Here is a 22,491-nt window from a genome sequence, read left to right as displayed (position 1 = left end):
AATCTCCTTATCAGGCGTTCTGCAGCGCGCGAGCGGGAACGGGCAACACGTTGCCGGCGGCCCGGGCGCGTTTGCCGCCGTCGGCGATTTCCTTCTTCAGGTTTCGCACGTAGGGGTCGAACTCGCACTGGATGGTGTGTCGCGGGGATTCGTAGTAGGGGCCGAGGTAGTACTTTTCGTCGGCGGAGAGGACGGACTGCATCTCGCTGGGCGACGGGGGCAGGTACTTGCCGGCGAGGTAGGCGGCGACGAGCTTGCTCTGCTGCTCGGCGAAGTTCACCAGGGTCGGCATCGGCTGCGCGAGGCCCATGAAGAACAGATTGTCGATGCCGGGCTTCATCATCCGCTTGAACAGCGGGAAGCGGTTCTCGCTGTCGGGCAACAGGTTCGGATCGGTGAAGAACGGGAAGCTGATGTGGTAGCCGGTCGCGCAGACGATCACGTCGACGTCCTCGGTGCTCCCGTCGGCGAAACGCACCTGCTTGCCCTCCAGCGCGGTGATGGCCGGCTTGAACGCGATGTCGCCCGAGCCCGCCTTGCCGAGGAACTCGCCGCTGGCGGACGGGTGCGCCTCGAAGGGCTGGTGGTCGGGCTTAGGCAGGCCGTAGCCCTCCATGGGGCCGAGGTTCTTGTTCAGGAAGCGTCGCTTGAGAGCGAGGCCGACGGGGCGGGGAATCCACGCGGGCATCGTCATCTTGTCGCCGGCCGTGCCCTTGAGGTACTTGGGCAGCACCCAGACGCCACGGCGCGCCGAGACCGTCAGTTTCTTGGCGAGGAACCGCTGGGAGAGTTCGGACGCGATGTCGAGGCCGGAGTTGCCCATCCCGACCACCACGACGTTCTTGCCGCGCATGTCGATCGGGTCGAACGGGTCGTTGTACTCGTGGCTGTGGATCAGCGTGCCGTCGAACTCGCCGGGGTAGTCCGGGGTCCGCGGATCCCAGTGGTGCCCGTTGCACACGATCAGCGCGTCGTAGGTGCGCGTCTCGCCGGTGGACAACGTGACGGTCCACAACCCGTCGTCTCCCCGTTCGGCGTGCTCGACGGAGGTGTTGAACGTGATCGTGTCCCGCAGGTCGAAGTGGGCGACGTAGTCCTTGAAGTACTGGAACAGCAGCGAATGGTGCGGGAAGTCGGGCCACTCGGCGGGGACCGGAAAGTCCTCGAACGCGAGCCGCCATTTGGAGGTGTCGATGTGCAGGCTCTGGTAGCAGGCCGACATTCCGTTGGGATTCTTGTAGTACCAGTTGCCGCCGACCTCGTCGGAGGCCTCGAAGCAGTCGTAGGGGATGCCGAAGTCCTTGAGCCGTTTCGCGGTCGTGATTCCGGACGGTCCTGCGCCGATGATGCAGACGCGAGGTAGCGGGGTGCTCTTCATGACGATGTTTCTCTCTGCGCGGGGTGGGCAGGCGCGGGATCGACGGTCGCGCCACCACCGTCGGAGGATGCTCGGTGAAGCCCAATCGGTGTGACATGCGCCATAGAACAGGTTTACTGACGGTGTGTCAAGTGACTAACGAAACGCACTGTGAATGTCGTTGCGTCGATTGAGTAGGTGCGGGGTAGTGTCAGCGTCATGGCGGACGTGGCGAGCAAGTCGACCGGTGCAGGGAAGGCGAGAAGGGGAACCCTGCGCGACGAGCAGAAGCGGGCAACCCGAGCGAGACTGCTCGACGCCGCGCGGTCGCACTTCGGCGCCCGGGGGTACGCGGCGGTCACCGTCGACGACATCGCCGCGGAGGTGGGTTGCAGCAGGGCGACCTTCTACCTGCACTTCCCGGGCAAGGTGGACGTCCTGCGCGCACTCAGCGAAGAGGGCACGGTGCCGAGCACACTGGCGATCTACCAGGATCTCGACCGCGTCCTCGACACCGGATCGCGCGAGGAGTTCACCGGCTGGATCACCCGGGCCATCGAGTGGTTCCGGGAGTACCGGGAGATGCTTCGGGCATGGGACGAGGCGACGGTGCTCGAACCCGAGTTCGCGGCGATCGCGAGGGACGGAATGCTGGCCCTGCCCAATGCAATGACGAACTACGTGGCGCGATGGCCCGAGTCGAGCCGTGACGAGGCGCGCCTGCGGGTCGAACTCCTGTCGACCCAGTTGGAGCGGTTCTTCACCCGCTGGGCGATGCAGGGGACGATCGACGTCTCGGCCGAGCGGGCCGCCGAGGTGCTCACCGACATCTGGTTCCCGGCCCTCTCGGCGCCCACTGCCGACTGACCGTTCCCGCTCGCCCGCCTCACCGCGGTTCACCACCGCCGTCCCGGCCTGAGAGTATGGGTCGGTGACTACCGGAGCTTGGATCGCCATCGCGGCCGTACTGGCCGTCCTCATCGTTGCACTCGTCGTCGGTACGGTGCTGTACCGCCGGCGGCAGGTCAGCCTGACGCCGAAGTCCGAACAGCCCGAGGCGCTCGGCGAAGCGAAGGACCGCTCCGGCGGGTACAAGTCGGCCGGCGGGTTCAATTTCAGCGAGGGCTCCACGGCAACTGCGCCCCCGAAGCCGCAGCCGGTCCCGGTCGAGCCCAAGATCGTCGAGAAGCCGCTGGTCGAAAAGCCCGCCGAGGCTCCCGTGGCCGAGCCGGAGGTTGCCGAGGAGCCGGTCGCCGAGCCGGAGGTCGCCGAGCCGGAGGTTGCCGAGCCGGAGGTTGCCGAGGTGTCGGTTGCCGAGCCGGAGGTTGCCGAGGAGCCGGTCGCCGAGCCGGAGGTTGCCGAGCCCGAGGTAGTCGAGAAGGTTGCCGAGCCGGAGGTCGCCGAGCCGCCGGTGGAGGCCCCGGCTGCTCCCGAGGTCGTCGCGCCCGAGCCCGAGGTCGCGCCGACGATCACCGCCCCCGCGCCGGAAGCTCCCGCGGCGCCCGCGATCGAGGAGATCGCGCCGACCGAGGGCCGTCTCGGCCGTCTGCGCGGCCGGCTGTCCCGCTCCCAGAATGCTGTCGGCAAGTCGCTGCTCGGCCTGCTCGGCGGCGGTGACCTCGACGAGGACTCCTGGGAGGAGATCGAGGACACGCTGATCATCGCGGACCTGGGCAGTGCGGTCACCGAGGAGGTCGTCGGCAAGCTGCGCGCGGAGATCGCGTCCGGCACGGTCAAGACGGAGGCTCAGGCCCGGGCGATGCTGCGCAAGGTTCTCGTCGACGCGCTGCACCCGGAGATGGACCGCTCCATCCGGGCGCTGCCGCACGACGCCACGCCCGGCGTGCTTCTGGTGGTCGGCGTCAACGGCACCGGCAAGACGACCAGCACGGGCAAGCTCGCCCGGGTGCTCGTCGCAGACGGACGCCGGGTGCTGCTCGGCGCCGCGGACACCTTCCGTGCCGCCGCCGCGGACCAGCTGCAGACGTGGGCGGAGCGGGTCGGTGCCGAGGTGGTCCGCGGCAAGGAGGGCGCCGATCCGGCCGCCATCGCCTTCGACTCGGTCACCAAGGGCATCGAGACCGGCGTCGACGTCGTCATCGTCGACACCGCGGGTCGCCTGCACACCAAGACCGGCCTGATGGACGAGCTCGGCAAGGTCAAGCGGGTCGTCGAGAAGCGGGCCAAGGTCGACGAGGTGCTGCTGGTCCTCGACTCCACGATCGGTCAGAACGGCCTGGTCCAGGCCCGGGTGTTCGCGGAGGTCGTCGACATCACCGGTGTGGTGCTCACCAAGCTGGACGGCACGGCCAAGGGCGGAATCGTCTTCCAGGTGCAGCACGAACTGGGCGTCCCGGTGAAGCTGGTCGGCCTCGGTGAGGGCGCCGACGACCTCGCCCCGTTCGAACCGGAGGCGTTCGTCGACGCGCTCCTCGGCTGACCGCCGCCCGTCCCGGACTCTGTTGTCGGCGGATTTCACGACGAAACCTGAAAGCAACAGAGTTCCGGGATGCGTTCACTTGCTCGAAACACCGGAGCGTCACAGCCGAAACACCAGGTGAGCAGTCTTCTCCTTAAGTCGAAAAGCCGCGAGCACGCGGGGCGACAGAAGGAGGAGGCACAAGGTGGAATTCCCGACTATCGGAGCGCCGGACGCCGGTGACACCGCGTGGATGCTGATGAGCGCCGCGCTGGTGTTGTTGATGACGCCGGGTCTCGCGTTCTTCTACGGCGGCATGGTTCGCGCGAAGAACGTCCTGAACATGATCATGATGAGCATCGGCGCGATGGGCGTCGTCGGTGTGCTCTGGGCCCTGTACGGCTACTCGATGGCCTTCGGTGACGACAAAGGCGGCCTGATCGGCGATCCGACCCAGTTCTTCGGACTCAAGGGTCTGTTCGGTGGCTCCTACCTCGCCGATGCCGAGACCGGCGCCGCCGCCGCGATCCCGCTCGTGGGCACCATTCCCGCGACGGTGTTCGTCGCCTTCCAGGCGATGTTCGCGATCATCACCGTCGCGCTGATCTCCGGCGCCGTCGCCGATCGCCTGCGGTTCGGTCCGTGGCTGCTGTTCGCCGGCCTGTGGGCGACGATCGTGTACTTCCCGGTCGCACACTGGGTGTTCTCCTTCGACGGTGTGACCGCCGAGACCGGTGGCTGGATCGCGAACAAGCTCAAGGCGATCGACTTCGCCGGTGGCACCGCGGTGCACATCAACGCCGGTATCGCCGGCCTGGTCCTGGCGCTGGTCCTCGGCAAGCGCCGCGGATGGCCGACCACCCCGTTCCGTCCTCACAACCTGCCGTTCGTCATGCTCGGTGCCGCCCTGCTGTGGTTCGGCTGGTTCGGTTTCAACGCCGGGTCCGCGGTGGGCTCGAACGGGATCGCCGGTGCCGCCTTCGTCACCACGCTCGTCGCGACCGCTGCCGCGATGCTGGCCTGGCTGCTCGTCGAGCGGATCCGTGACGGCCACGCGACCACCCTCGGTGGCGCGTCGGGCATCGTCGCCGGCCTCGTCGCGATCACCCCGTCCTGCTCCTCGGTCAACGTGCTCGGTGCCCTTGCCATCGGTGTCGTCGCCGGCGTGCTGTGTGCCCTCGCCGTCGGACTGAAGTACCGCTTCGGCTTCGACGACTCGCTCGATGTCGTCGGTGTGCACCTGGTCGGCGGCATCGTCGGCACCCTGATGGTCGGTTTCGTCGCCACGGCGGAGGCCCCGGCCGCGGTCGACGGCCTGTTCTACGGTGGTGGCTTCGACCAGCTGTGGCGTCAGGCGGTCGGTGCGGGCGCGGTCCTGCTGTACTCGCTCGTCGCCACGACCATCGTCGCGCTCATCGTGAAGTACACGATCGGTCTCCGGGCGAGTGACGAGGCCGAGGCCCGTGGTCTGGACGATACTGAGCACGCCGAAAATGCGTACGACTTCGTCGCTCTTGGTGGAGTCTCAGCAGGTTCGGCAATCTCGGCACCGGTGCGCACGTCCGTCAGGGAGGCATGAAAACAATGAAGCTCATCACCGCAATCGTCAAGCCGTTCACTCTCGAGGACGTCAAGACCGGGCTCGAGCAGGCAGGCGTGCTGGGCATGACCGTCAGCGAGGTCCAGGGCTACGGCCGCCAGAAGGGCCACACCGAGGTGTACCGCGGAGCGGAGTACTCGGTGGACTTCGTCCCGAAGGTCCGCGTCGAGGTCGTCGTCGACGACGGTGCAGTCGACAAGGTCGTCGAGGTGATCGTCGAGGCCGCACGCACCGGCAAGATCGGTGACGGCAAGGTCTGGGTGAGCCCCGTGGATTCCGTCGTCCGGGTTCGGACCGGCGAACGGGGTGCGGATGCAATCTGACCCGACTGGGTCCGCTTTCGGTGGCCCCGATCCCGTCGCACTGTCGGCGGGGTCGGGGCCACCCGCGTCTGCGGCCCACGAAGCACATGCGCACATCGTCGCCGCCGACGACCTGGCTCGGGCCCGGAAACAGCTGCTGGACCGAGGGCCCCGGTCGCGCCGGCTCGACGCGGCGACGTTGCGTCAGGCCATGGTCGAACTGCACGAGTTCTGGTTGACGACCAAGGGGACGGAACTCGGCATCACTCCGGACAGCGGGTTCGCGATCGTCGCGGTCGGGGGACTGGGACGGCGGGAGTTGCTGCCGTACTCGGATCTCGACCTGGTGCTGCTGCACGACGACATGGATGCCGACATCGTGTCCCAGGTGGCGGACTGCCTCTGGTATCCGCTGTGGGACGCGAACATCAAGCTCGACCACAGCGTGCGGACGGTGCCGCAGGCGCTGCAGGTGGCGTCCACGGACCTGACCGCGGCGATGGGCCTGCTCGAGGCCCGTCACATCGCCGGTGACGCGGAACTGACCAACCTGCTGATCGGTGGGGTGCGGCGGCAGTGGCGGACCGGAATCCGGTCGCGCTTCGACGAGCTGGTGGAGATGACGCAGGCACGGTGGTCGCGCAGCGGCGAGATCGCGCACCGCGCCGAACCGGACGTCAAGAACGGTCGCGGCGGCCTCCGGGACGTCCAGCTGCTCGACGCGTTGGCGATCGCGCAATTGACCGACGCCGCGACGAGCCTCGGTCCGGACGCCCCCGGCGGCGGTCTGGACGCCGCGCACGACCGGCTGCTCGACGTCCGAACCGAACTGCACCGGGTCGCGGGCCGGGGCCGGGACCCGGTGCGGGCACAGGACGCCGACGAAATCGGCGCCGCGCTGCGGATCGGCGACCGGTTCGATCTGGCTCGGACTCTGAGCGACTCCGCCCGCACCATCGGCTACTCGGTGGACGTCGGACTGCGCACCGCGGCCAACGGTCTGCCTCGGCGGGGACTGGCCCGACTGCGGCGGGTGCCGGTGCGCCGGCCCCTCGACGAGGGCGTCGTGCAGCACGCGGGGGAGGTGGTGCTCGCCCGCGACGCGAAACCGAACAAGGACCCGGGGCTGATCATGCGGGTCGCCGCGGCGGCCGCCCAGACCGGCATGCCGATCTCGTCGTCCACCCTGGGGCGGCTCTCCGACAGCGCCCCGGAGCTGCGGGAACCCTGGCCGAAGGAGGCGCTGGGCGACCTCCTGGTGCTGTTGGGTTCGGGTCCGCGGATGGCCGCGGTCATCGAGGCCCTGGACCGCACCGGCCTGTGGGGGCGGCTGCTGCCCGAGTGGGGCGCGGTGCGGGACCTGCCGCCGCGGGACGCGGTGCACACCTGGACCGTCGACCGGCACCTGGTCGAGACCGCGGTGCAGGTCGGGTCCTTCACCACCCGCGTCACCCGTCCCGACCTGCTGCTTCTGGGGGCGCTCCTGCACGACATCGGGAAGGGGCGCGGCGGCGACCACAGCGTGGTCGGTGCCGAGCTGGCCAACCAGATCGGCAACCGGCTCGGGCTGTGGCCATCCGATGTCGCGCTGCTCAGCGCGATGGTCCGGCACCACCTGCTGCTGCCGGACACGGCGACCCGACGCGACCTCGACGACCCCGCGACCGTGCAGATGGTCGCGGACGCGCTCGGACACGACTCGGTGCTGCTTGAGCTGCTGTACACGCTCGCCGAGGCGGATTCGCTGGCGACCGGTCCCGGCGTGTGGGGGGACTGGAAGGCGTCGCTGATCGGTGAACTGGTGCGGCGCTGCCGGCTGGTGATGGCCGGTGAGACGTTGCCGGAGCCGGACCCGGTCGACCCCGAGCACGCGGCGCTGGCCGAGACCGGGGGCGTGCACGTGATGCTGGCGCCCGCCGAGGGCCCGCACACGTACACGGTGACGGTGATCGCGCCGGACGTGCCCGGGCTGCTGTCCGATGCCGCCGGGGTGCTGGCCCTGCACTCGCTGCGGGTGTTGTCGGCCTCGGTCGGCAGTCATCAGGGATCGGCGGTCAACTCCTTCACCGTCTCGCCCCGGTTCGGGGCCCCGCCGCAGGCGGGGCTGCTGCGGCAGGAGTTGATCCGTGCCACCGCCGGGGAGCTGGACCTGGTGGCGATGCTGGCGGAGAAGGAACGGGTCGCCAACGAGGAGCAGGCGCTCGAGCTCGGCGTCGCGGGCGTGCCGGTGCAGTACGCGCAGGCGCCGCCGCGGATCATCTGGTTCGAGACGGCCGTCGACGGTCAGGTGATCGTCGAGCTGCGCACCGAGGACCGGCTGGGCCTGCTGTGCAGGCTCGCTGCCACCCTCGAACAGCACGGCGCGGACGTGCGGTGGGCGAAGGTCGCCACCCTGGGCAACGCGGTCGTGGACGCGTTCTGCCTGCACCTCGGCGAGGGCGACTCCCGGGTGACCCGGGAGGACCTGGAGACCGCGATCCTGGCGGTGGTGCCCGCACCGGCCCCGGCCAAGAAGGACGGGGAGGAGGGAAGCATGGCCGGCAGCGGCTAGTCTGGACGGAAGTGTCCGCGGACAGCCAGTCCAGACCGCCCCGTCTCACAGCCAGGAGCTCGATCGGTGTTCGAATCCCTTTCCGACAGGTTGACAGGTGCCCTCAAGGACCTGCGCGGCAAGGGCCGGCTGTCCGGCGCCGACATCGACGCAACGTGCAGGGAGATCAGGCTCGCCCTGCTCGAGGCCGATGTCGCGTTGCCGGTCGTCCGGTCCTTCATCGCCAGGATCAAGGAGCGCGCGAAGGGCGCCGAGGTCTCCGGTGCGCTGAACCCGGCCCAGCAGGTCGTCAAGATCGTCAACGAGGAACTGGTCGGGATCCTCGGTGGTGAGACGCGCCGGCTGCAGTTCGCAAAGACCCCTCCCACGGTGATCATGCTCGCCGGTCTGCAGGGTTCCGGTAAGACCACCCTCGCGGGCAAGCTCGCGTCGTGGCTGACCGGGCAGGGCCACACTCCGCTGCTGGTGGCGTGTGACCTGCAGCGTCCGGGTGCGGTCAACCAGCTTCAGATTGTCGGTGAGCGGGCCGGGGCCGCGGTGTTCGCACCGCACCCCGGCACCTCGATCGGCGGCGGGGAGAACGAGCTCGGCCAGTCCGCGGCCGACCCGGTCGACGTGGCCCGCCGCGGCGTCGAGGAGGCCCGCGCCAAGCACTTCGACGTGGTCATCGTCGACACCGCCGGTCGCCTCGGCATCGACGAGGAGCTGATGGCGCAGGCCGCAGGCATCCGCGACGCCGTGCAGCCCGACGAGGTCCTGTTCGTCCTCGACGCGATGACCGGTCAGGACGCCGTGCACACCGCCGAGGCGTTCCAGTCCGGCGTCGGGTTCACCGGCGTCGTCCTGACCAAGCTCGACGGTGACGCCCGCGGTGGCGCCGCGCTGAGCGTCCGCGAGATCACCGGCAAGCCGATCATGTTCGCGTCCACCGGCGAGAAGCTCGAGGACTTCGACGTCTTCCACCCGGACCGGATGTCGAGCCGGATCCTCGGCATGGGCGACGTGCTCACGCTGATCGAGCAGGCCGAGCAGGTCTTCGACGCCAAGCAGGCCGAGGCCGCCGCACAGAAGATCGGCTCCGGCGAACTCACCCTCGAGGACTTCCTCGAGCAGATGATGGCCGTCCGCAAGATGGGCCCGATCGGCAACCTGCTCGGCATGCTGCCCGGTGCCGGGCAGATGAAGGACGCCCTCGCCCAGGTCGACGACAAGCAGCTCGACCGAATCCAGGCGATCATCCGCGGCATGACCCCGGCCGAGCGCGCCAACCCGAAGATCATCAACGCGTCCCGCCGGCTGCGGATCGCGAACGGCTCGGGTGTCAAGGTTTCCGACGTCAACCAGTTGGTCGACCGGTTCTTCGAGGCCCGCAAGATGATGACGGCGATGGCCGGCCGGATGGGGATGCCGGGTGCCCGCACCCAGCGCTCCAAGAAGGGCAAGAAGGGCAAGAAGGGCGGCAAGGGCCCCACGCCGCCGAAGATCCGCGGAGGATTCCCGGGCATGCCGGGCGGATTCCCCGGTGGCTTCCCGGGCCTGCCCGCCGGGATGGACCTGTCGAAGATGCCGAAGGGCCTCGACGAGCTGCCGCCCGGCCTCGAGGGCCTCGACCTGTCCCAGCTCAAGCTGCCGAAGAAGTAGCCGGTGGCGCTCCGGCTGGCCGGCCGCGGCCTGCCAGACGAACAGGGTGTCGAGCTGTGGGTCGACGACGACGGCCTGATCTCCACCGACCCGATCCCGGGTGCACGGACGCTGACCGAGACCGGGTGGATTCTGCCGGGGCTCGTCGATGCGCACTGCCACGTCGGGATCCGGTACGGTGGCGGCCACGAGGACGAGAGCGGGCTGCTCGCGCAGGCCGAGACCGAGCGCGACTGCGGCGTCCTGCTGCTACGTGACGCGGGGTCCCCGGTGGACACCCGCATCGTCGACGGCCGGGACGACCTGCCCCGGATCATCCGGGCGGGCAGGCACCTTGCGCGCCCCAAGCGGTACATCCGTGGGCTGCCGATCGACCTCGAGGACGAGGCGCAGCTGCCTGGCGCGGTGACCGAGCAGGCGTTGCGCGGAGACGGCTGGGTCAAGCTCGTCGGCGACTGGATCGACCGCGAGGTCGGGGACCTGCGGCCGCTGTGGAGCGACGCGGTGCTCAAGGAGGCGATCGCCGCCGCGCACCGGGTCGGTGCCCGGGTGACCGCGCACGTCTTCGGTGAGGACGCGCTGCCCGGACTGATCGGTGCCGGCATCGACTGCATCGAGCACGGCACCGGGCTGACGGATGCCACGATCGAGATGATGGTCGAGCACGGCACCGCGCTGGTGCCGACGCTGGTCAACATCGCGACCTTCCCGGAAATCGCGGACTCGGCGGACCGGTTCCCGGTGTACGCCGCGCACATGCGCGACCTGCACGCGCGGGTGGGGGAGACGATCGGCGCCGCGCACGACGCCGGGATCCCGATCTACGCGGGCACCGACGCGGGCGGGTCCATCCGGCACGGCCGGATCGCCGACGAGGTCGCGGCACTGTCCGCCGTCGGGTTGGGGCCGACCAAGGCCCTCGGCGCCGCCTGCTGGGATGCCCGTCCCTGGCTCGGGCACCCCGGCCTCGACGCCGGCGCACCCGCGGACCTCGTTGTGTACGAACAGGATCCGCGTACCGGCCCCGGCGTGCTGTCGCAGCCGGACCTGGTGGTGCTGCGCGGGAAGGTCGTCACCCGGCGCGGCCGGTTCGCGTAGCGGGACCGGTTTCGGCAGGGCCGGTTCGCGTAGCGGGAGCGGTTTTCCGGTGGGGCCGGTGTCGGCTGCCGTGTGCCTCAGGGCAGCAGTCGTAGCGGGGGTTGATCGGAGGGGACGCCTTCGAGTGCTGCGAGCGTCTCGTCGGACGGCGGGGTGGCGAGGATGGCCACCAGGCCGTCGAGCAGTTGACTCACGTGCAGCGCATAGGGCGCGATGGGCAGTCCCAGGGTTCGGCGCCGGTGCCGGTCGGCGCACACGTGCAGGCACACCGACGAGACCTGGTTGATTCGGATGTCCCGCAGCGGTTGTGGGACGAAGTCCAGCATCGTGCGGAGGCGGTCGTAGTACGCGACTTCGGACCCGCGGTGGCTCGCGGGGAGATTCTCGAGTGGGTGTTCGTGCTGCGTCAACTTCTCGAGGAACGGCAGGTAGTAGCAGTTCTCGTCCTCGCCGAGTTCGATCAGTGGCAGCTGATGGGCTTCCACGGTGCCGCGGAGGTCGCCCGCCTGCACACGGGCTTCGAGAAGTGCGCGCCGTCTGGTGAGGTCGTCCACGCGGTTGAACAGGATGGCTTCGATCAGCCCTTCCTTGGTGCCGAAGTGGTACTGCACGGCCGATTTGTTCGCCATGCCCGCTTCCGTGCCGATACGCCGCAGTGGCACGCCGTCCAGTCCGTGGATCGCGAAGAGGCGCTCGGCAGTGAGCACCAGCTGCTGTTTGGCCGACAGGGCGACCGGTTCCGGCTTGGACATAACCCACATGAAACCACTCTGGACAACCTAAGTCTTAGGACTTAATCTTAATGCACACGAATTGAGAGTGGGTGTCCCGAATGAAAAGTCAAGTCGCCGAGGAGCTTCGGGGTGTGATGACCGTTGAGCCCGAACCGTCGGACACCCCGTTCGACGAGTTCAACCGGCGTTTCGTCTTCGGGCAGATCTGGTCACGCCCGGGCCTGAGTCGTCGCAACCGCCGATGGGTGACGCTGACCTGTGTCGGGGCGGCGGACGCGCCACGGCCGATCGACGATCACGTGTACGCGGCCCTCAACAGCGGCGACATGACCGTGGACGAGCTGCTGGAGTTCGTACTGCACTTCGCCGTGTACAACGGCTGGCCCAAGGCATCCCACCTGGAGGGTGTCGTGCGCAGGCAATGGGCACGCATCCAGCAGGACCGCGGCCTCGAACGCTCGCCCTTGCAGCCCATGGAGAACAGCACACTGGGGCAGGCCAACTGGGACGAGCGCATCGAGCGCGGCATCGAGGAGTTCGTCGACGTCAACCTGATCGACGCGCCGACACCCGACACCCCTTACATCCACGCCGGAATCCTCAACTTCGTCTTCGGCCACGTCTGGCAGCGCCCCGGCCTGACCCGCCGCGACCGCCGCTTCATCACCGTCGCGTCGGTTGCGGTGAACGACGCGATCACGCCGCTGCAGTCCCACGTGGGTTCGGCGTTGGAGTCCGGCGACATCACGAAACCGGAAATGGACGAGGTGGTCCTGCAATTCGCGGCCTACTCCGGTTTCGCCAAGGGGCAGGCCCTGCACAGCACCGCGAACGAGGCATGGGACCGAATCAGCCGCCGAGGCGCGCCGACATCCCGGGGCGTCACGAGTCGCAACCGATAGCCAGCCGATCCAACTCGAAACGGCACAGGTGCCGAGAAGGAGTCACAGAGCAATGCCCGGACTCGAAGGACGCGTCGCATTCATCACCGGAGCAGGTAGGGGACAGGGTCGAGCCCATGCGGTGCGACTCGCACGGGAAGGTGCCGACATCATCGGGATCGACATCTGCGAGAACGTGGCGTCGATGACCTATCCGAACTCGAGCGAGGCCGATCTGGAGGAGACCGTTCGCCTGGTCGAGAAGGAAGGCCGCACGATGGCCGGACTCAAGGCGGACGTCCGGGACTACGAACAACTCCAGAACGCCTTCGACGTGGGCCACGAGCAGTTCGGCCGCGTCGACATCGTCATCGCCAACGCGGGCATCATTCGGATGGGCCCCGAGTCGGAGGACTTCCTGGCCGACTGGAACGACGTGATCGACACCAACCTCACCGGCGTCTACCACACCGTCCGCGCCGCGCTGCCCGCCCTGCGCGCCGGTGGGCGCGGTGGCTCGATCGTCATCACCAGTTCCACCGCCGGGCTCAAGGCGTCCGCGTCGTTGAACGCGAGCGGGAACGCCTACGCCGCAGCCAAACGCGGTGTGGTCGCGTTGATGCAGGGTCTGGCCGCCGAACTGGCCCCGGAATGGATCCGGGTCAACACCATTCACCCGACCGGGGTGGCCAGCGGCATGACGATGAACGCCGCGATGGCCGCCCTGATGGAGGAGGCCGCGGCCGGCGGAGCGAACTCGATCTCCGGCATGCAGAACGCGCTGCCGCTGCAGATGATCGAGGCCGAGGACGTGGCCAACGCCGTCGCGTACCTGGTGTCCGACGAGGCGAGGTTCATCACCGGCATCCAGTGGCCGCTCGACGCCGGATTCATGATCCGGTGACCGGCCCGCGCGCTAGCGGACGCAGCCGTCCCCGCCGTCGCCGGCGCGGGCGGTGAAGCGGATCTCGCTGATGGACGTGACGTCGTTGAACGGGGCGGACCGCTCGCCTGCCCGGTTGGTGACCGGCTGACCGTCGACGGTGGCCAGCACGGTCAGTGTCGCGGTACGGGCAGTGGTGTCGACGGGCATCGTCTGGATGCCGCGGCGCGGCTCGACCTGCTGTTCGACGCTGCTGCCGTCGTCGAACGTCCACTTCACCCGGGTGACCTTGCGGTTCTGGGCGAACCGGTCGGAGCCGTCGGGATCGGTCTTGTCGTGGCCCGGGTCGATTCCGACGGTCGCCAGGTGGACCGAGCACGGGAAGCTGATCGCGAGGGTCTGCCCCTGCGTGCCCTTGCACCGCCAGGCGGTGGTGACGTCGCCGTCGATCGCGTTGGGGGCCTCGTAGGCGTGCGTGCGACCCGCCGAGTCCACGGCAGGCGGCAGGGGGGTGCAGGTGGGCAGGACCGCCGTCGGAGCGACGGCGACGGTGTCGGTGTCCGCGCCGAAGTCGAAGTCGTCCCCGGTGGCGAAGTCGCCGCCGCCGAGATCGCCGTTGTCGTCGGCAGCCGGCGCCGCGCTGCCCGTAACCGACGTCTCGTCGTCGCCGAGGGTCCGGTTGAGGAGATAGCCGCCACCGGCGAGCAGCGCGAGGACGGCGGCCGCCGCGGCCGCGACGGCCAGCCATCCGCGTACCGACAGCGGTGGGCGGGGCGGTTCGGGTGGGAGCGGGTTCGGCGGCTGCGGTGCGGGTGCGCTCTCGCTCATACGGTGTCGGCTTTCGTGGGTGTGGGCGCCTGGTCGGTGGACCCGGACGCCGGTGTGGGGAGGCGGCCGGGCGCGAGGAGCATCGTGCGGCGGGTCTGCACCAGCCCGACGTCGTAGGCGAGGGCGACGAACGCGGTGATCGCCTGCGCCACCGCCAGCGCGAGGATCGTGATCCCGGCCCAGCCGAGCCCGACGACGAGTTCGGTGTCGCGGGTGAGCCCGGAGACCAGATCGGTGGGTCGGGCGACGCCGACGATCACGATCAGCGCGAACGCGGCGAGCAGGGCACCGACCGTGGCGGCGGCCGTGGCGAGGGCGTGCAGGACCGGGGTGGCGCCGCGAACCTGCTTCAGACGGGGCAGTGTCGACAGTCCGGCGACCAGCCCGGAGAACAGCAGGCAGGCGACGACCAGCAGGCCCTGCGGCACGACGAAGGCACTCGCCGTCAGCTCGCCCGAGTCGGTCTGCACCCGAAGCAGCGGACCGAGCCCGGTCAGCAACGCGGCCAGGCCCAGCAGCAGCACCAGCCACGCCAGGGCGGTGGCACGTCCACGCTCGGGAACCGGAGGGCCGTCGGCGAAACTGGGGTACGGGTTCGCCGGAGGAGCCGTGACCGGCTCCGGTGGGGTGGGCGTGGGCGGCGTGGACGACAACGTCGAACCCCCTTCGAGACGTCGAACGAACCCGCAACGCGCGGCTGACCGGAGTCTAGGCAGCGACCCCGCCGAGGAGAGCGGTATCACCGGTGTTGGCGAGTCGCGGGGCGGCGGAACGGGCGATTCGCCCGTCGGCGTCCCCGTCTGGCAGAATGGACCGCTGTTCGCCCGTCTCCGGTTACGTACCGCGCGGCGGTCACGACACCCCCTCAAACGCAAAACCGGGTGCGCACGCCTTGCGCATCGCTGAATTGCGCCGTGACCATTCGAAAGGCTCCACCATGGCTGTCAAGATCAAGCTCACGCGGCTCGGCAAGATCCGCAACCCGCAGTACCGCATCATCGTCGCGGACTCTCGCACCCGCCGCAACGGCCGTGCGATCGAGACCATCGGCAAGTACCACCCGAAGGAAGAGCCGTCGCTGATCGAGATCGACTCGGAGCGCGCGCAGTACTGGCTCGGCGTCGGCGCCCAGCCCACCGAGCCGGTCGAGAACCTGCTCAAGATCACCGGTGACTGGCAGAAGTTCAAGGGCCTGCCGGGCACCGAGGGCACCCTCAAGACCAAGGAGGCCAAGCCCTCCAAGCTCGAGCTGTTCCAGGCCGCGCTCGCGCAGGCCGAGAACGAGCCGGTCGCCGAGGCCATCACCCCGAAGAAGAAGGCCGCCAAGAAGGACGCGGACGAGGCTGCTGCCGAGGCGCCCGCCGAGGCCGAGGCCGCCGCGGATTCCGAGGCTGCTGACAAGTGAGTGCCGTTGTCGCCGACGCCGTCGAACATCTCGTTCGCGGCATCGTCGCCAATCCCGACGACGTCCGGGTCGAGTTGATCACCGGGCGTCGCGGGCGCACCGTCGAGGTCCACGTCAATCCCGACGACCTCGGCAAGGTGATCGGCCGCGGTGGCCGTACCGCCACCGCACTGCGGACCCTCGTCACCGGCATCGGTGGCAAGGGGATCCGCGTCGACGTGATCGACACCGATCAGTAGATCGGTGGAACTCGTTGTCGGCCGTGTCGCCAAGTCACACGGCATCAGGGGCGAACTCGCCGTCGAGATCCGCACCGACGAGCCGGAGCTGCGCTTCGCCGTCGGTGCGGTCCTGCACGGCCGGAAGCCCCGTGATCGGAAACTGACCGATTACACGGTGGAAGCCGCCCGGGAGCACTCCGGGCGGCTTCTGCTGCGTCTGAAGGGCGTCGAGGACCGCACCGCGGCCGACGCGCTCCGTGGAACGCTGTTCCTCGTCGACACCACGGAGCTGCCGCCGTCCGAGGACCCGGACTCGTTCTACGACCACGAACTCGAGGGTCTCGAGGTCCGGCTGGGCGACGGGACCGTCGTCGGGACCGTGGTCGAGGTGCTGCACTCGGCGGCAGGGGAGCTGCTGTCCGTGCGGCCGGCCGGCGCCGTGCCGGATTCGTCGGCACCGCCGACCGCTCCCGAGTCCCAGGCACCGTCGGCGGGCGAAATCCTGATCCCGTTCGTCACCGCGATCGTCCCGGTCGTCGCTGTCGCCGACGGCTACGTCGAGATCGACCCGCCCGAAGGATTGCTGGACCCGGAGTAGCCGTGCGCCTCGACGTCATCACGATTTTCCCCGAGTACCTCGAACCGCTGCGAACGGCGTTGCTGGGCAAGGCCATCGACAAGGGTCTGGTGTCCGTCGGCGTGCGCAACCTGCGCGACTGGACGCACGACGTGCACAAGGCCGTCGACGACTCCCCGTACGGCGGCGGACCCGGCATGGTCATGAAGCCCACCATCTGGGGCGACGCGCTCGACGCGGTCTGCCCCGACGACGCCCTGCTCGTGGTCCCCACCCCGGCCGGGGTGCCCTTCACCCAGGCCACCGCCCAGCGCTGGTCGCGAGAGAAGCACCTGGTCTTCGCCTGCGGCCGGTACGAGGGCATCGACCAGCGCGTCTTCGACGACGCCGCCCGCCGCGTGCGCGTCGAGGAGGTGAGCATCGGCGACTACGTGCTCATCGGCGGCGAGGCCGCGGTGCTCGTCATGGCGGAGGCCGTGGTTCGGCTGATGCCCGGCGTGCTCGGCAATCAGCAGTCGCACGAAGAGGATTCGTTCTCCGACGGGCTCCTCGAAGGGCCCAGCTACACCCGGCCGGTCAGCTGGCGCGGACTCGACGTCCCCGAGGTGCTGCTGTCGGGCAACCACGCGAAGGTCGAGCAGTGGCGCCGGGAGCAGTCGCTGCGCCGGACCGCGGAGCGGCGGCCGGACCTGCTGCCGGACCACGGCGACGGCCGGTAGACCTCCGCTACCCGATTCGCCCCTCCGGGAACAGGGTTCGCACCACCAGGGTCATCGTCTCGCGGGCGTGTGCGGCACTGGCATCGTCCGCCGCCGAGTCCAACGAGGTGTCGGGCAGCGTCGGGTACGCCTCCTGTGCGCCGCCGTCGGCACCGCGGTCGGTGGCGTCGGCGTAGTCCACGTTCTCGTGTGCCGCGACGACCAGCACGTACCGCGAGTCCGGCCCGACCACCGCCGTCGACACGTGGACCCAGCGGCCGGCCGTGCAGCACATCCAGCCCTGTTTGACCGCGACATCGCCGTCCTGTTGCGCGCCCAACGCCTCCGGGATGCCGAACCGCTGGTCGTAACCGTCGGCGGCGACGGGAGTGGACCGGCGCAGGTGCCCGAGGATCTCCGCGGTCGCGTCCGGTGCCAGTCCGCCGCCGCCGTCGAGGAATTCGGCGTAGTAGTCGACCAGATCGGCGGTGTTGGTCTCGGTGTTCCACCAATTGCCGTCCCATGGCGGGCGGGTGTCGGGCAGTTGGTAGCGGTCGGCGACGGCGTCGACGATCGCGCTCCCGCCGTATCGGAGCCACAAGCTGTTCGCGGCGTCGTCGTCGGACCGTTCGAGCATGCGGACGAGCAGGTCCTCGTCCTCCTCCGAGATCGACGCGTCCTCGTGCAGCATCTCGTCCGCGATGAAAAGCTTGGCGACCGAGGCAGTCTCGACGACGTCGGTCTCGGCGGTGCCGAACCGGTCGCCGGTCACGCGGTCGAGCAACGTCACCGACGTGTCCGCGCCACGGGCAGAGGCGGCGGCGGTCGCAGCGCCGATCCGGGCCTCGATGTCGGCCGGCAGCGGACCCGAGGCGCGGGGCACCGGAGTCCACGTCGCGGCCATCGGCGGTGGCGGCGCAGCCGTCGCGGAGGATGCGGGTGGTGCCGGGACGGGGGGAGGGTCGTGCAGCGTCGGCACCTGCTGCTCCGCCTGCCATGTCGGCGCGTCCGGTCGGGCGGGGAGGGTGGCCTGCTCGGACTCGGTCGGCACGGTGCATCCGCAGGCCCCGAGTGCGATCGCCGCGGCGAGTGCGATCGCCGCGAAACGCGCGCGCATGGGTGCCTCCTCGGTGCCGTGTCCGTGCCGGTGTCCCAGGGTAGGGGGCGGGCAATGGTCGCGGATCGGAATCCGGCCCGCCGCCATGGGACCGACCTACCTTGCTCGTCTCATCCTGCCGGACACCACCCGTCCGAGTACGGCCGCCGCCGCGGCGGCGCCGGCGCCCTCGGCCCACAGCCGCGGATTCGTGGTCCTCGGCTTCCTGTGCGCGGAGAGCGGCATCATCTCCAGGTGCACCGCCATGACGCCCGAATCCGGGTCGCGACCGAACACGACCGGGAAACTGCCCACGCCGAACTCCGAGAGGTCGAGCCGAAACGCGTAGGGGTCCGCCGGGTCGTCCGGGTGCAGCGGCAGTCCGCGCAGCAGGGGCGGGACCGGTCCGAGGAATCGGAAGGTCAGCCGGCCGCGGCGGACGAGAACCTCGAATCCGGCGCCCATCAGCGACCGCACCCGGGTGTCCGTGAGTGAGCCGGGGAGCTGATACCAGCCGCACAGCTCGTTCCAGAACTCGGGTCGCTGTGGGACATCGGTGCGGATCCCGTCGTCGGGCACGTCGATCAGCCGGCCGAGCAGGCCGCCCACCTCGACCGGCAGCCACATCCCTCCCTGCCGGGTCCCGTTCGTGAACGCCATGATCGCGACACCGTCCTCCGGCGCGACGACGATCTGCGAATCGAACCCCGGCAGCAGGCCCTGGTGTTCGACGACGGCGTGCCCGCCCGGGTTCTTACGAAAGAACGCCAGGCCCATGCCCGGAATACGGGGGTGGGGCCGGTACTGGGGCGCGAACATGCTCGCGAGCGTCGCCGGCTGCAGGACGCAGCCGTGCTCGTTGCTGCCGCCACCCAGCAGTGCGGCGAGGTACCGACCCATGTCCCGTGGAGTGGAGAGCACATTGGCGGCGCCCGCTGTCACCCACTCGCGGAACGGGACCACGCGGGCACCGTCGGGACCGAGTGTGTACCCGGTCGCCAGTCGGGCGGGGTCGACCTCGGAGCGCAGCAGGGTCGTGTCCGTCATGCCCAGCGGTGCGAAGACGTGCTCGCGCAGATAGCGGTGCAGGGGGATTCCGGTGACGTCCTCGACGATCTGCCCGAGTGTCGCCGGACCGTGGTCCCCGTACCGGAACATCGTGCCCGGCTCCGCGTCGAGGCGGACGCCGCCCCGATAGTGCTCGGCCAAGGTCGGCACCGGCCGCCCGGGCGCGATGCTCTCGCCGAAATCCCGCCGGAGAAAACCGGATCGGGGCGCCAGCTCCCCGATCCCGGCGGTGTGGGTCAGCAGGTGACGCAGGGTCGCGGGCCGCCATCCGGATTTCGACGGAACCAGTCGGTACGCACGCAGGTACTCGTCGGCGGGGGCGTCGAGGTCGACCAGCCCCTGCTCCTGCAGTTGCAGGATCGCGATCGCGGTGAAGGTCTTCGTGATGGAGGCGATCCGGAACACTGTGTCCTCGGTGATCGGAGCGTGCGCCGCGATGTCCGCCAGGCCGCTGGTGTGGAGGAACTCGGTCGACCCGTCGCGCACGATTCCCAGCGCGAACCCCACGGCCGGCTGACGGCCCAGGATTCCCTGGACGTGGGACATGGTCTCGGTCGGATCGATTCCCGGCATCCACGGACCTCCGGTCGGTTGACGAAACGACGTTCCGCGCCTCGCGCGCCGCACTCTCGAATCGTCGCACGCACCACCGTCGGTGGTGGCCGTACGCGACGGGCGTCGCGCGAGTGTGGTGTCGGTCGGCACCGGTAGGGTTCCCCGATGTGACGACTGCTCTCAAGACCGTGAACCAGCGCATCGCCGAGGAACTCGACGTCCGGGAGGAGCAGGTCCGCGCGGCCGTCGATCTCCTCGACGGCGGTGCGACGGTCCCGTTCATCGCCCGGTACCGCAAGGAGGTCACCGGTGGCCTCGACGACGTGCAGCTGCGGCAGCTGGACGAGCGCCTGCGCTATCTTCGTGAACTCGACGAGCGCCGGGCCGCGGTCATCGAGTCGATCCGGTCGCAGGACAAGCTGACCGACGAGCTCGAGGACCAGCTGATGCTCGCCGACACCAAGGCGCGGCTCGAGGACATCTACCTGCCGTACAAGCCGAAGCGGCGCACCAAGGCCCAGATCGCCCGCGAGGCCGGACACCAGCCGGTCGCCGACACCCTGCTCTCCGATCCGTCCGTCGACCCCGCCCAGTACACCGCCGAGCAGCTCGACGGTGCCCGCGCGATCCTCGTCGAACAGTTCGCCGAGGACGCCGACCTGGTCGGTGAGCTGCGCGAGACGATGTGGCGGCGCGGCCAGGTGAGCTCCTCGGTCCGCAAGGGCAAGGAGACCGAAGGCGCCAAGTTCGCCGACTACTTCGAGTTCTCCGAACCGTTCGAAAAGCTGCCCTCACACCGGATCCTCGCGTTGCTGCGCGGCGAGAAGGAAGAGGTGCTCTCGCTCAGCCTGGACGCCGACACCGAGGAACCGGTGCCGGGGGAGCCGTCCGTGTACGAGGGCCGCATCGCCGCCCGGTTCGGTGTCGCCGACCGGGGCCGTCCCGCCGACCGCTGGCTGCTCGACACCGTCCGCTGGGCGTGGAAGACGAAGCTGGCGGTCAGCCTCGGCATCGACACCCGGATGCGCCTGCGGCAGTCCGCCGAGCAGGACGCCGTCGACGTGTTCGCGGCGAACCTCAAGGACCTGCTGCTCGCCGCGCCCGCCGGCACCCGCGCCACCATGGGCCTCGACCCCGGATTCCGCACCGGCACGAAGGTCGCGGTGGTCGACGCCACCGGCAAGGTCCTCGCCCACGAGACCATCTACCCGCACCAGCCCGCGAACAAGTGGGACCAGTCCCTGGCCACCCTCGCCGGGCTCGCCGCGAAGTACCGCGTCGACCTCGTCGCCATCGGCAACGGCACCGCGTCCCGCGAGACCGACGCCCTGGTCGCCGACCTGATCGCCAAGTTCCCCGATGCCGGGCTGACCAAGGTGATGGTCTCCGAGGCGGGGGCGTCGGTGTACTCGGCGTCCGCGTACGCCTCGCAGGAACTGCCCGACCTGGACGTGTCGATCCGCGGCGCCGTCTCGATCGCGCGCCGGCTCCAGGACCCGCTCGCCGAACTGGTGAAGATCGACCCGAAGTCCATCGGGGTCGGCCAGTACCAGCACGACGTGTCCGAGTCGCTGCTCGCGCGGTCGCTGTCCGCGGTCGTCGAGGACGCCGTGAACGCCGTCGGCGTCGACGTCAACACCGCATCGGTGCCGCTCCTGTCGCGGGTGTCGGGCATCGCGGGTTCGCTCGCGGAGTCGATCGTCGCGCACCGCGACGCCAACGGACCGTTCCGGACCCGCGCCGCGCTCAAGGACGTGCCCCGGCTCGGGCCCAAGGCATTCGAGCAGTGTGCGGGCTTTCTGAAGATCACCGACGGCGACGACCCGCTCGACGCGTCCGCCGTGCACCCGGAGGCGTACCCGGTGGTGCGGCGGATCGTCGACGCCCAGGGCTCGACGGTGAAGGAGATCATCGGCAACACGACGGTGCTGCGGTCGCTGCGCCCGCAGGAATTCGCCGACGACCGGTTCGGCGTCCCGACCGTCAGCGACATCATCGCCGAACTCGAGAAGCCGGGCCGCGACCCGCGACCGGAGTTCAAGACCGCGACGTTCGCGGCGGGCGTGGAGAAGGTCGCCGACCTCAATCCCGGCATGGTGCTCGAGGGTGTCGTCACCAACGTCGCCGCGTTCGGCGCGTTCGTCGACGTCGGTGTGCACCAGGACGGCCTGGTGCACGTGTCCGCGATGTCACACAACTTCGTCAAGGATCCGCGCGAGGTCGTCAAGTCCGGTGACGTCGTCAAGGTGAAGGTGATGGAGGTCGACGTGCCGCGGCAGCGGATCGGCCTGAGCCTGCGCCTCGACGACGAGCCCGGTGCGCCGAAGCAGTCGGGTCCGCGTCAGGGCGGCCAGCAGCACCGCTCGGGCGGCAACGGTGGCGGTCAGGGTGGTCGCAACGGCGGTGGGCGCGGCAACGGCAACGGCGGCGGTCGGGGCAACGGCGGGCAGCGTCAGGGCGGGGGCCGGTCCGAGCGGCCGGCCAACGGATCGATGGCCGACGCCCTCCGCAAGGCCGGCTTCGGGAAGTAGGCGCTGCGCACTCGTGCGCACTTGTGGTGGCGGGAGCCACCACAAG

Annotated in this window: 20 protein-coding genes; 14 read left to right on the top strand and 6 right to left on the bottom strand. The window is 69.7% G+C overall.

Annotated elements, in window-relative coordinates; genetic code table 11:
- Nucleotides 1-10 precede the first annotated feature (10 nt).
- On the bottom strand, nucleotides 11-1,378 hold the full coding sequence (locus ACWDU4_RS26365) for a flavin-containing monooxygenase (RefSeq protein WP_450116907.1): 1,368 nt from the start codon (nucleotides 1,376-1,378) through the stop codon (nucleotides 11-13).
- 198 nt (nucleotides 1,379-1,576) lie between these two features.
- Between ACWDU4_RS26365 and ACWDU4_RS26360 the strand changes: the two genes are divergently transcribed.
- From ACWDU4_RS26360 to ACWDU4_RS26330, 7 genes are all read left to right on the top strand, one after another.
- Nucleotides 1,577-2,224, top strand: coding sequence for a TetR/AcrR family transcriptional regulator (locus ACWDU4_RS26360; protein WP_450116906.1), 648 nt, complete (start codon nucleotides 1,577-1,579; stop codon nucleotides 2,222-2,224).
- A gap of 64 nt (nucleotides 2,225-2,288) precedes the next feature.
- On the top strand, nucleotides 2,289-3,797 hold the full coding sequence (gene ftsY, locus ACWDU4_RS26355; protein WP_450116905.1) for a signal recognition particle-docking protein FtsY: 1,509 nt from the start codon (nucleotides 2,289-2,291) through the stop codon (nucleotides 3,795-3,797).
- 184 nt (nucleotides 3,798-3,981) lie between these two features.
- Nucleotides 3,982-5,355 carry an ammonium transporter gene (locus ACWDU4_RS26350; protein WP_450116904.1) on the top strand — a complete coding sequence of 458 codons (1,374 nt, stop codon included), beginning with the start codon at nucleotides 3,982-3,984 and terminating at the stop codon, nucleotides 5,353-5,355.
- A gap of 5 nt (nucleotides 5,356-5,360) precedes the next feature.
- Nucleotides 5,361-5,699: a P-II family nitrogen regulator gene (locus tag ACWDU4_RS26345; RefSeq protein WP_450116903.1), complete on the top strand. Its 339-nt coding sequence runs from the start codon at nucleotides 5,361-5,363 to the stop codon at nucleotides 5,697-5,699.
- Nucleotides 5,689-8,229 (top strand): [protein-PII] uridylyltransferase, encoded by a 2,541-nt coding sequence (locus tag ACWDU4_RS26340; protein WP_450116902.1) that lies wholly within the window; start codon nucleotides 5,689-5,691, stop codon nucleotides 8,227-8,229. The genes ACWDU4_RS26345 and ACWDU4_RS26340 overlap by 11 nt, the downstream gene beginning before the upstream one ends.
- Nucleotides 8,230-8,295: 66 nt before the next feature.
- On the top strand, nucleotides 8,296-9,870 hold the full coding sequence (gene ffh, locus ACWDU4_RS26335; RefSeq protein WP_450116901.1) for a signal recognition particle protein: 1,575 nt from the start codon (nucleotides 8,296-8,298) through the stop codon (nucleotides 9,868-9,870).
- A 3-nt stretch (nucleotides 9,871-9,873) separates the two neighbouring features.
- The gene (locus tag ACWDU4_RS26330) at nucleotides 9,874-10,968 is read left to right on the top strand and encodes an amidohydrolase family protein (RefSeq protein WP_450116900.1); all 1,095 of its coding nucleotides are present in this window, start codon (nucleotides 9,874-9,876) and stop codon (nucleotides 10,966-10,968) included.
- Nucleotides 10,969-11,045: 77 nt separating this feature from the next.
- Here ACWDU4_RS26330 and ACWDU4_RS26325 read toward each other — a convergent pair whose 3' ends face one another.
- Nucleotides 11,046-11,720: a TetR/AcrR family transcriptional regulator gene (locus ACWDU4_RS26325; protein ID WP_450116899.1), complete on the bottom strand. Its 675-nt coding sequence runs from the start codon at nucleotides 11,718-11,720 to the stop codon at nucleotides 11,046-11,048.
- 116 nt (nucleotides 11,721-11,836) lie between these two features.
- On the opposite strand from ACWDU4_RS26325, the gene ACWDU4_RS26320 reads away from it, so the two are divergent.
- The gene (locus tag ACWDU4_RS26320; RefSeq protein WP_450116898.1) at nucleotides 11,837-12,604 is read left to right on the top strand and encodes a carboxymuconolactone decarboxylase family protein; all 768 of its coding nucleotides are present in this window, start codon (nucleotides 11,837-11,839) and stop codon (nucleotides 12,602-12,604) included.
- Between the two features lie 52 nt (nucleotides 12,605-12,656).
- Nucleotides 12,657-13,487 (top strand): mycofactocin-coupled SDR family oxidoreductase, encoded by an 831-nt coding sequence (locus ACWDU4_RS26315; protein ID WP_450116897.1) that lies wholly within the window; start codon nucleotides 12,657-12,659, stop codon nucleotides 13,485-13,487.
- 12 nt (nucleotides 13,488-13,499) lie between these two features.
- Here ACWDU4_RS26315 and ACWDU4_RS26310 read toward each other — a convergent pair whose 3' ends face one another.
- Nucleotides 13,500-14,294 carry an NADase-type glycan-binding domain-containing protein gene (locus tag ACWDU4_RS26310; RefSeq protein ID WP_450116896.1) on the bottom strand — a complete coding sequence of 265 codons (795 nt, stop codon included), beginning with the start codon at nucleotides 14,292-14,294 and terminating at the stop codon, nucleotides 13,500-13,502.
- Nucleotides 14,291-14,947 (bottom strand): DUF5336 domain-containing protein, encoded by a 657-nt coding sequence (locus tag ACWDU4_RS26305; protein WP_450116895.1) that lies wholly within the window; start codon nucleotides 14,945-14,947, stop codon nucleotides 14,291-14,293. The genes ACWDU4_RS26310 and ACWDU4_RS26305 overlap by 4 nt, the downstream gene beginning before the upstream one ends.
- A 284-nt stretch (nucleotides 14,948-15,231) precedes the next feature.
- On the opposite strand from ACWDU4_RS26305, the gene rpsP reads away from it, so the two are divergent.
- The 4 genes from rpsP to trmD are packed head-to-tail and all read left to right on the top strand — an operon-like array spanning nucleotide 15,232 to nucleotide 17,216.
- On the top strand, nucleotides 15,232-15,699 hold the full coding sequence (gene rpsP / locus ACWDU4_RS26300; protein ID WP_450116894.1) for a 30S ribosomal protein S16: 468 nt from the start codon (nucleotides 15,232-15,234) through the stop codon (nucleotides 15,697-15,699).
- Nucleotides 15,696-15,938: an RNA-binding protein gene (locus ACWDU4_RS26295; protein WP_450116893.1), complete on the top strand. Its 243-nt coding sequence runs from the start codon at nucleotides 15,696-15,698 to the stop codon at nucleotides 15,936-15,938. The genes rpsP and ACWDU4_RS26295 overlap by 4 nt, the downstream gene beginning before the upstream one ends.
- Before the next feature lie 4 nt (nucleotides 15,939-15,942).
- Nucleotides 15,943-16,518: a ribosome maturation factor RimM gene (gene rimM / locus ACWDU4_RS26290; RefSeq protein ID WP_450116892.1), complete on the top strand. Its 576-nt coding sequence runs from the start codon at nucleotides 15,943-15,945 to the stop codon at nucleotides 16,516-16,518.
- Nucleotides 16,519-16,520: 2 nt separating this feature from the next.
- Nucleotides 16,521-17,216, top strand: a complete 696-nt coding sequence (trmD, locus tag ACWDU4_RS26285) for a tRNA (guanosine(37)-N1)-methyltransferase TrmD (RefSeq protein ID WP_450116891.1) — start codon at nucleotides 16,521-16,523, stop codon at nucleotides 17,214-17,216.
- Nucleotides 17,217-17,223: 7 nt separating this feature from the next.
- Here the strand turns inward: trmD and ACWDU4_RS26280 are convergent, their stop codons facing one another.
- Both ACWDU4_RS26280 and ACWDU4_RS26275 read right to left on the bottom strand, forming a co-directional pair.
- Complete coding sequence (locus ACWDU4_RS26280) at nucleotides 17,224-18,312, bottom strand: hypothetical protein (RefSeq protein ID WP_450116890.1); 1,089 nt, start codon at nucleotides 18,310-18,312, stop codon at nucleotides 17,224-17,226.
- 96 nt (nucleotides 18,313-18,408) lie between these two features.
- Entirely contained in the window at nucleotides 18,409-19,932 is a 1,524-nt protein-coding gene (locus ACWDU4_RS26275; protein WP_450116889.1) for a serine hydrolase domain-containing protein, read from the bottom strand.
- 149 nt (nucleotides 19,933-20,081) lie between these two features.
- On the opposite strand from ACWDU4_RS26275, the gene ACWDU4_RS26270 reads away from it, so the two are divergent.
- The gene (locus ACWDU4_RS26270; RefSeq protein WP_450116888.1) at nucleotides 20,082-22,445 is read left to right on the top strand and encodes a Tex family protein; all 2,364 of its coding nucleotides are present in this window, start codon (nucleotides 20,082-20,084) and stop codon (nucleotides 22,443-22,445) included.
- The last annotated feature ends 46 nt before the right edge of the window (nucleotides 22,446-22,491 follow it).

It is taken from the genome of Rhodococcus sp. NPDC003348, from assembly GCF_053589375.1.
This window is presented reverse-complemented; position numbering and strand designations above follow the sequence as displayed.

What these genes read in the sequence shown, in the direction of transcription:
- ACWDU4_RS26365 (WP_450116907.1), bottom strand. Translation starts at nt 1,378, where the DNA reads ATGAAGAGCACCCCGCTACCTCGCGTCTGCATCATCGGCGCAGGACCG.
- ACWDU4_RS26360 (WP_450116906.1), top strand. Translation starts at nt 1,577, where the DNA reads ATGGCGGACGTGGCGAGCAAGTCGACCGGTGCAGGGAAGGCGAGAAGG.
- ACWDU4_RS26345 (WP_450116903.1), top strand. Translation starts at nt 5,361, where the DNA reads ATGAAGCTCATCACCGCAATCGTCAAGCCGTTCACTCTCGAGGACGTC.
- ACWDU4_RS26340 (WP_450116902.1), top strand. Translation starts at nt 5,689, where the DNA reads ATGCAATCTGACCCGACTGGGTCCGCTTTCGGTGGCCCCGATCCCGTC.
- ACWDU4_RS26325 (WP_450116899.1), bottom strand. Translation starts at nt 11,720, where the DNA reads ATGTCCAAGCCGGAACCGGTCGCCCTGTCGGCCAAACAGCAGCTGGTG.
- ACWDU4_RS26320 (WP_450116898.1), top strand. Translation starts at nt 11,837, where the DNA reads ATGACCGTTGAGCCCGAACCGTCGGACACCCCGTTCGACGAGTTCAAC.
- ACWDU4_RS26315 (WP_450116897.1), top strand. Translation starts at nt 12,657, where the DNA reads ATGCCCGGACTCGAAGGACGCGTCGCATTCATCACCGGAGCAGGTAGG.
- ACWDU4_RS26310 (WP_450116896.1), bottom strand. Translation starts at nt 14,294, where the DNA reads ATGAGCGAGAGCGCACCCGCACCGCAGCCGCCGAACCCGCTCCCACCC.
- rpsP (WP_450116894.1), top strand. Translation starts at nt 15,232, where the DNA reads ATGGCTGTCAAGATCAAGCTCACGCGGCTCGGCAAGATCCGCAACCCG.
- ACWDU4_RS26280 (WP_450116890.1), bottom strand. Translation starts at nt 18,312, where the DNA reads ATGCGCGCGCGTTTCGCGGCGATCGCACTCGCCGCGGCGATCGCACTC.
- ACWDU4_RS26275 (WP_450116889.1), bottom strand. Translation starts at nt 19,932, where the DNA reads ATGCCGGGAATCGATCCGACCGAGACCATGTCCCACGTCCAGGGAATC.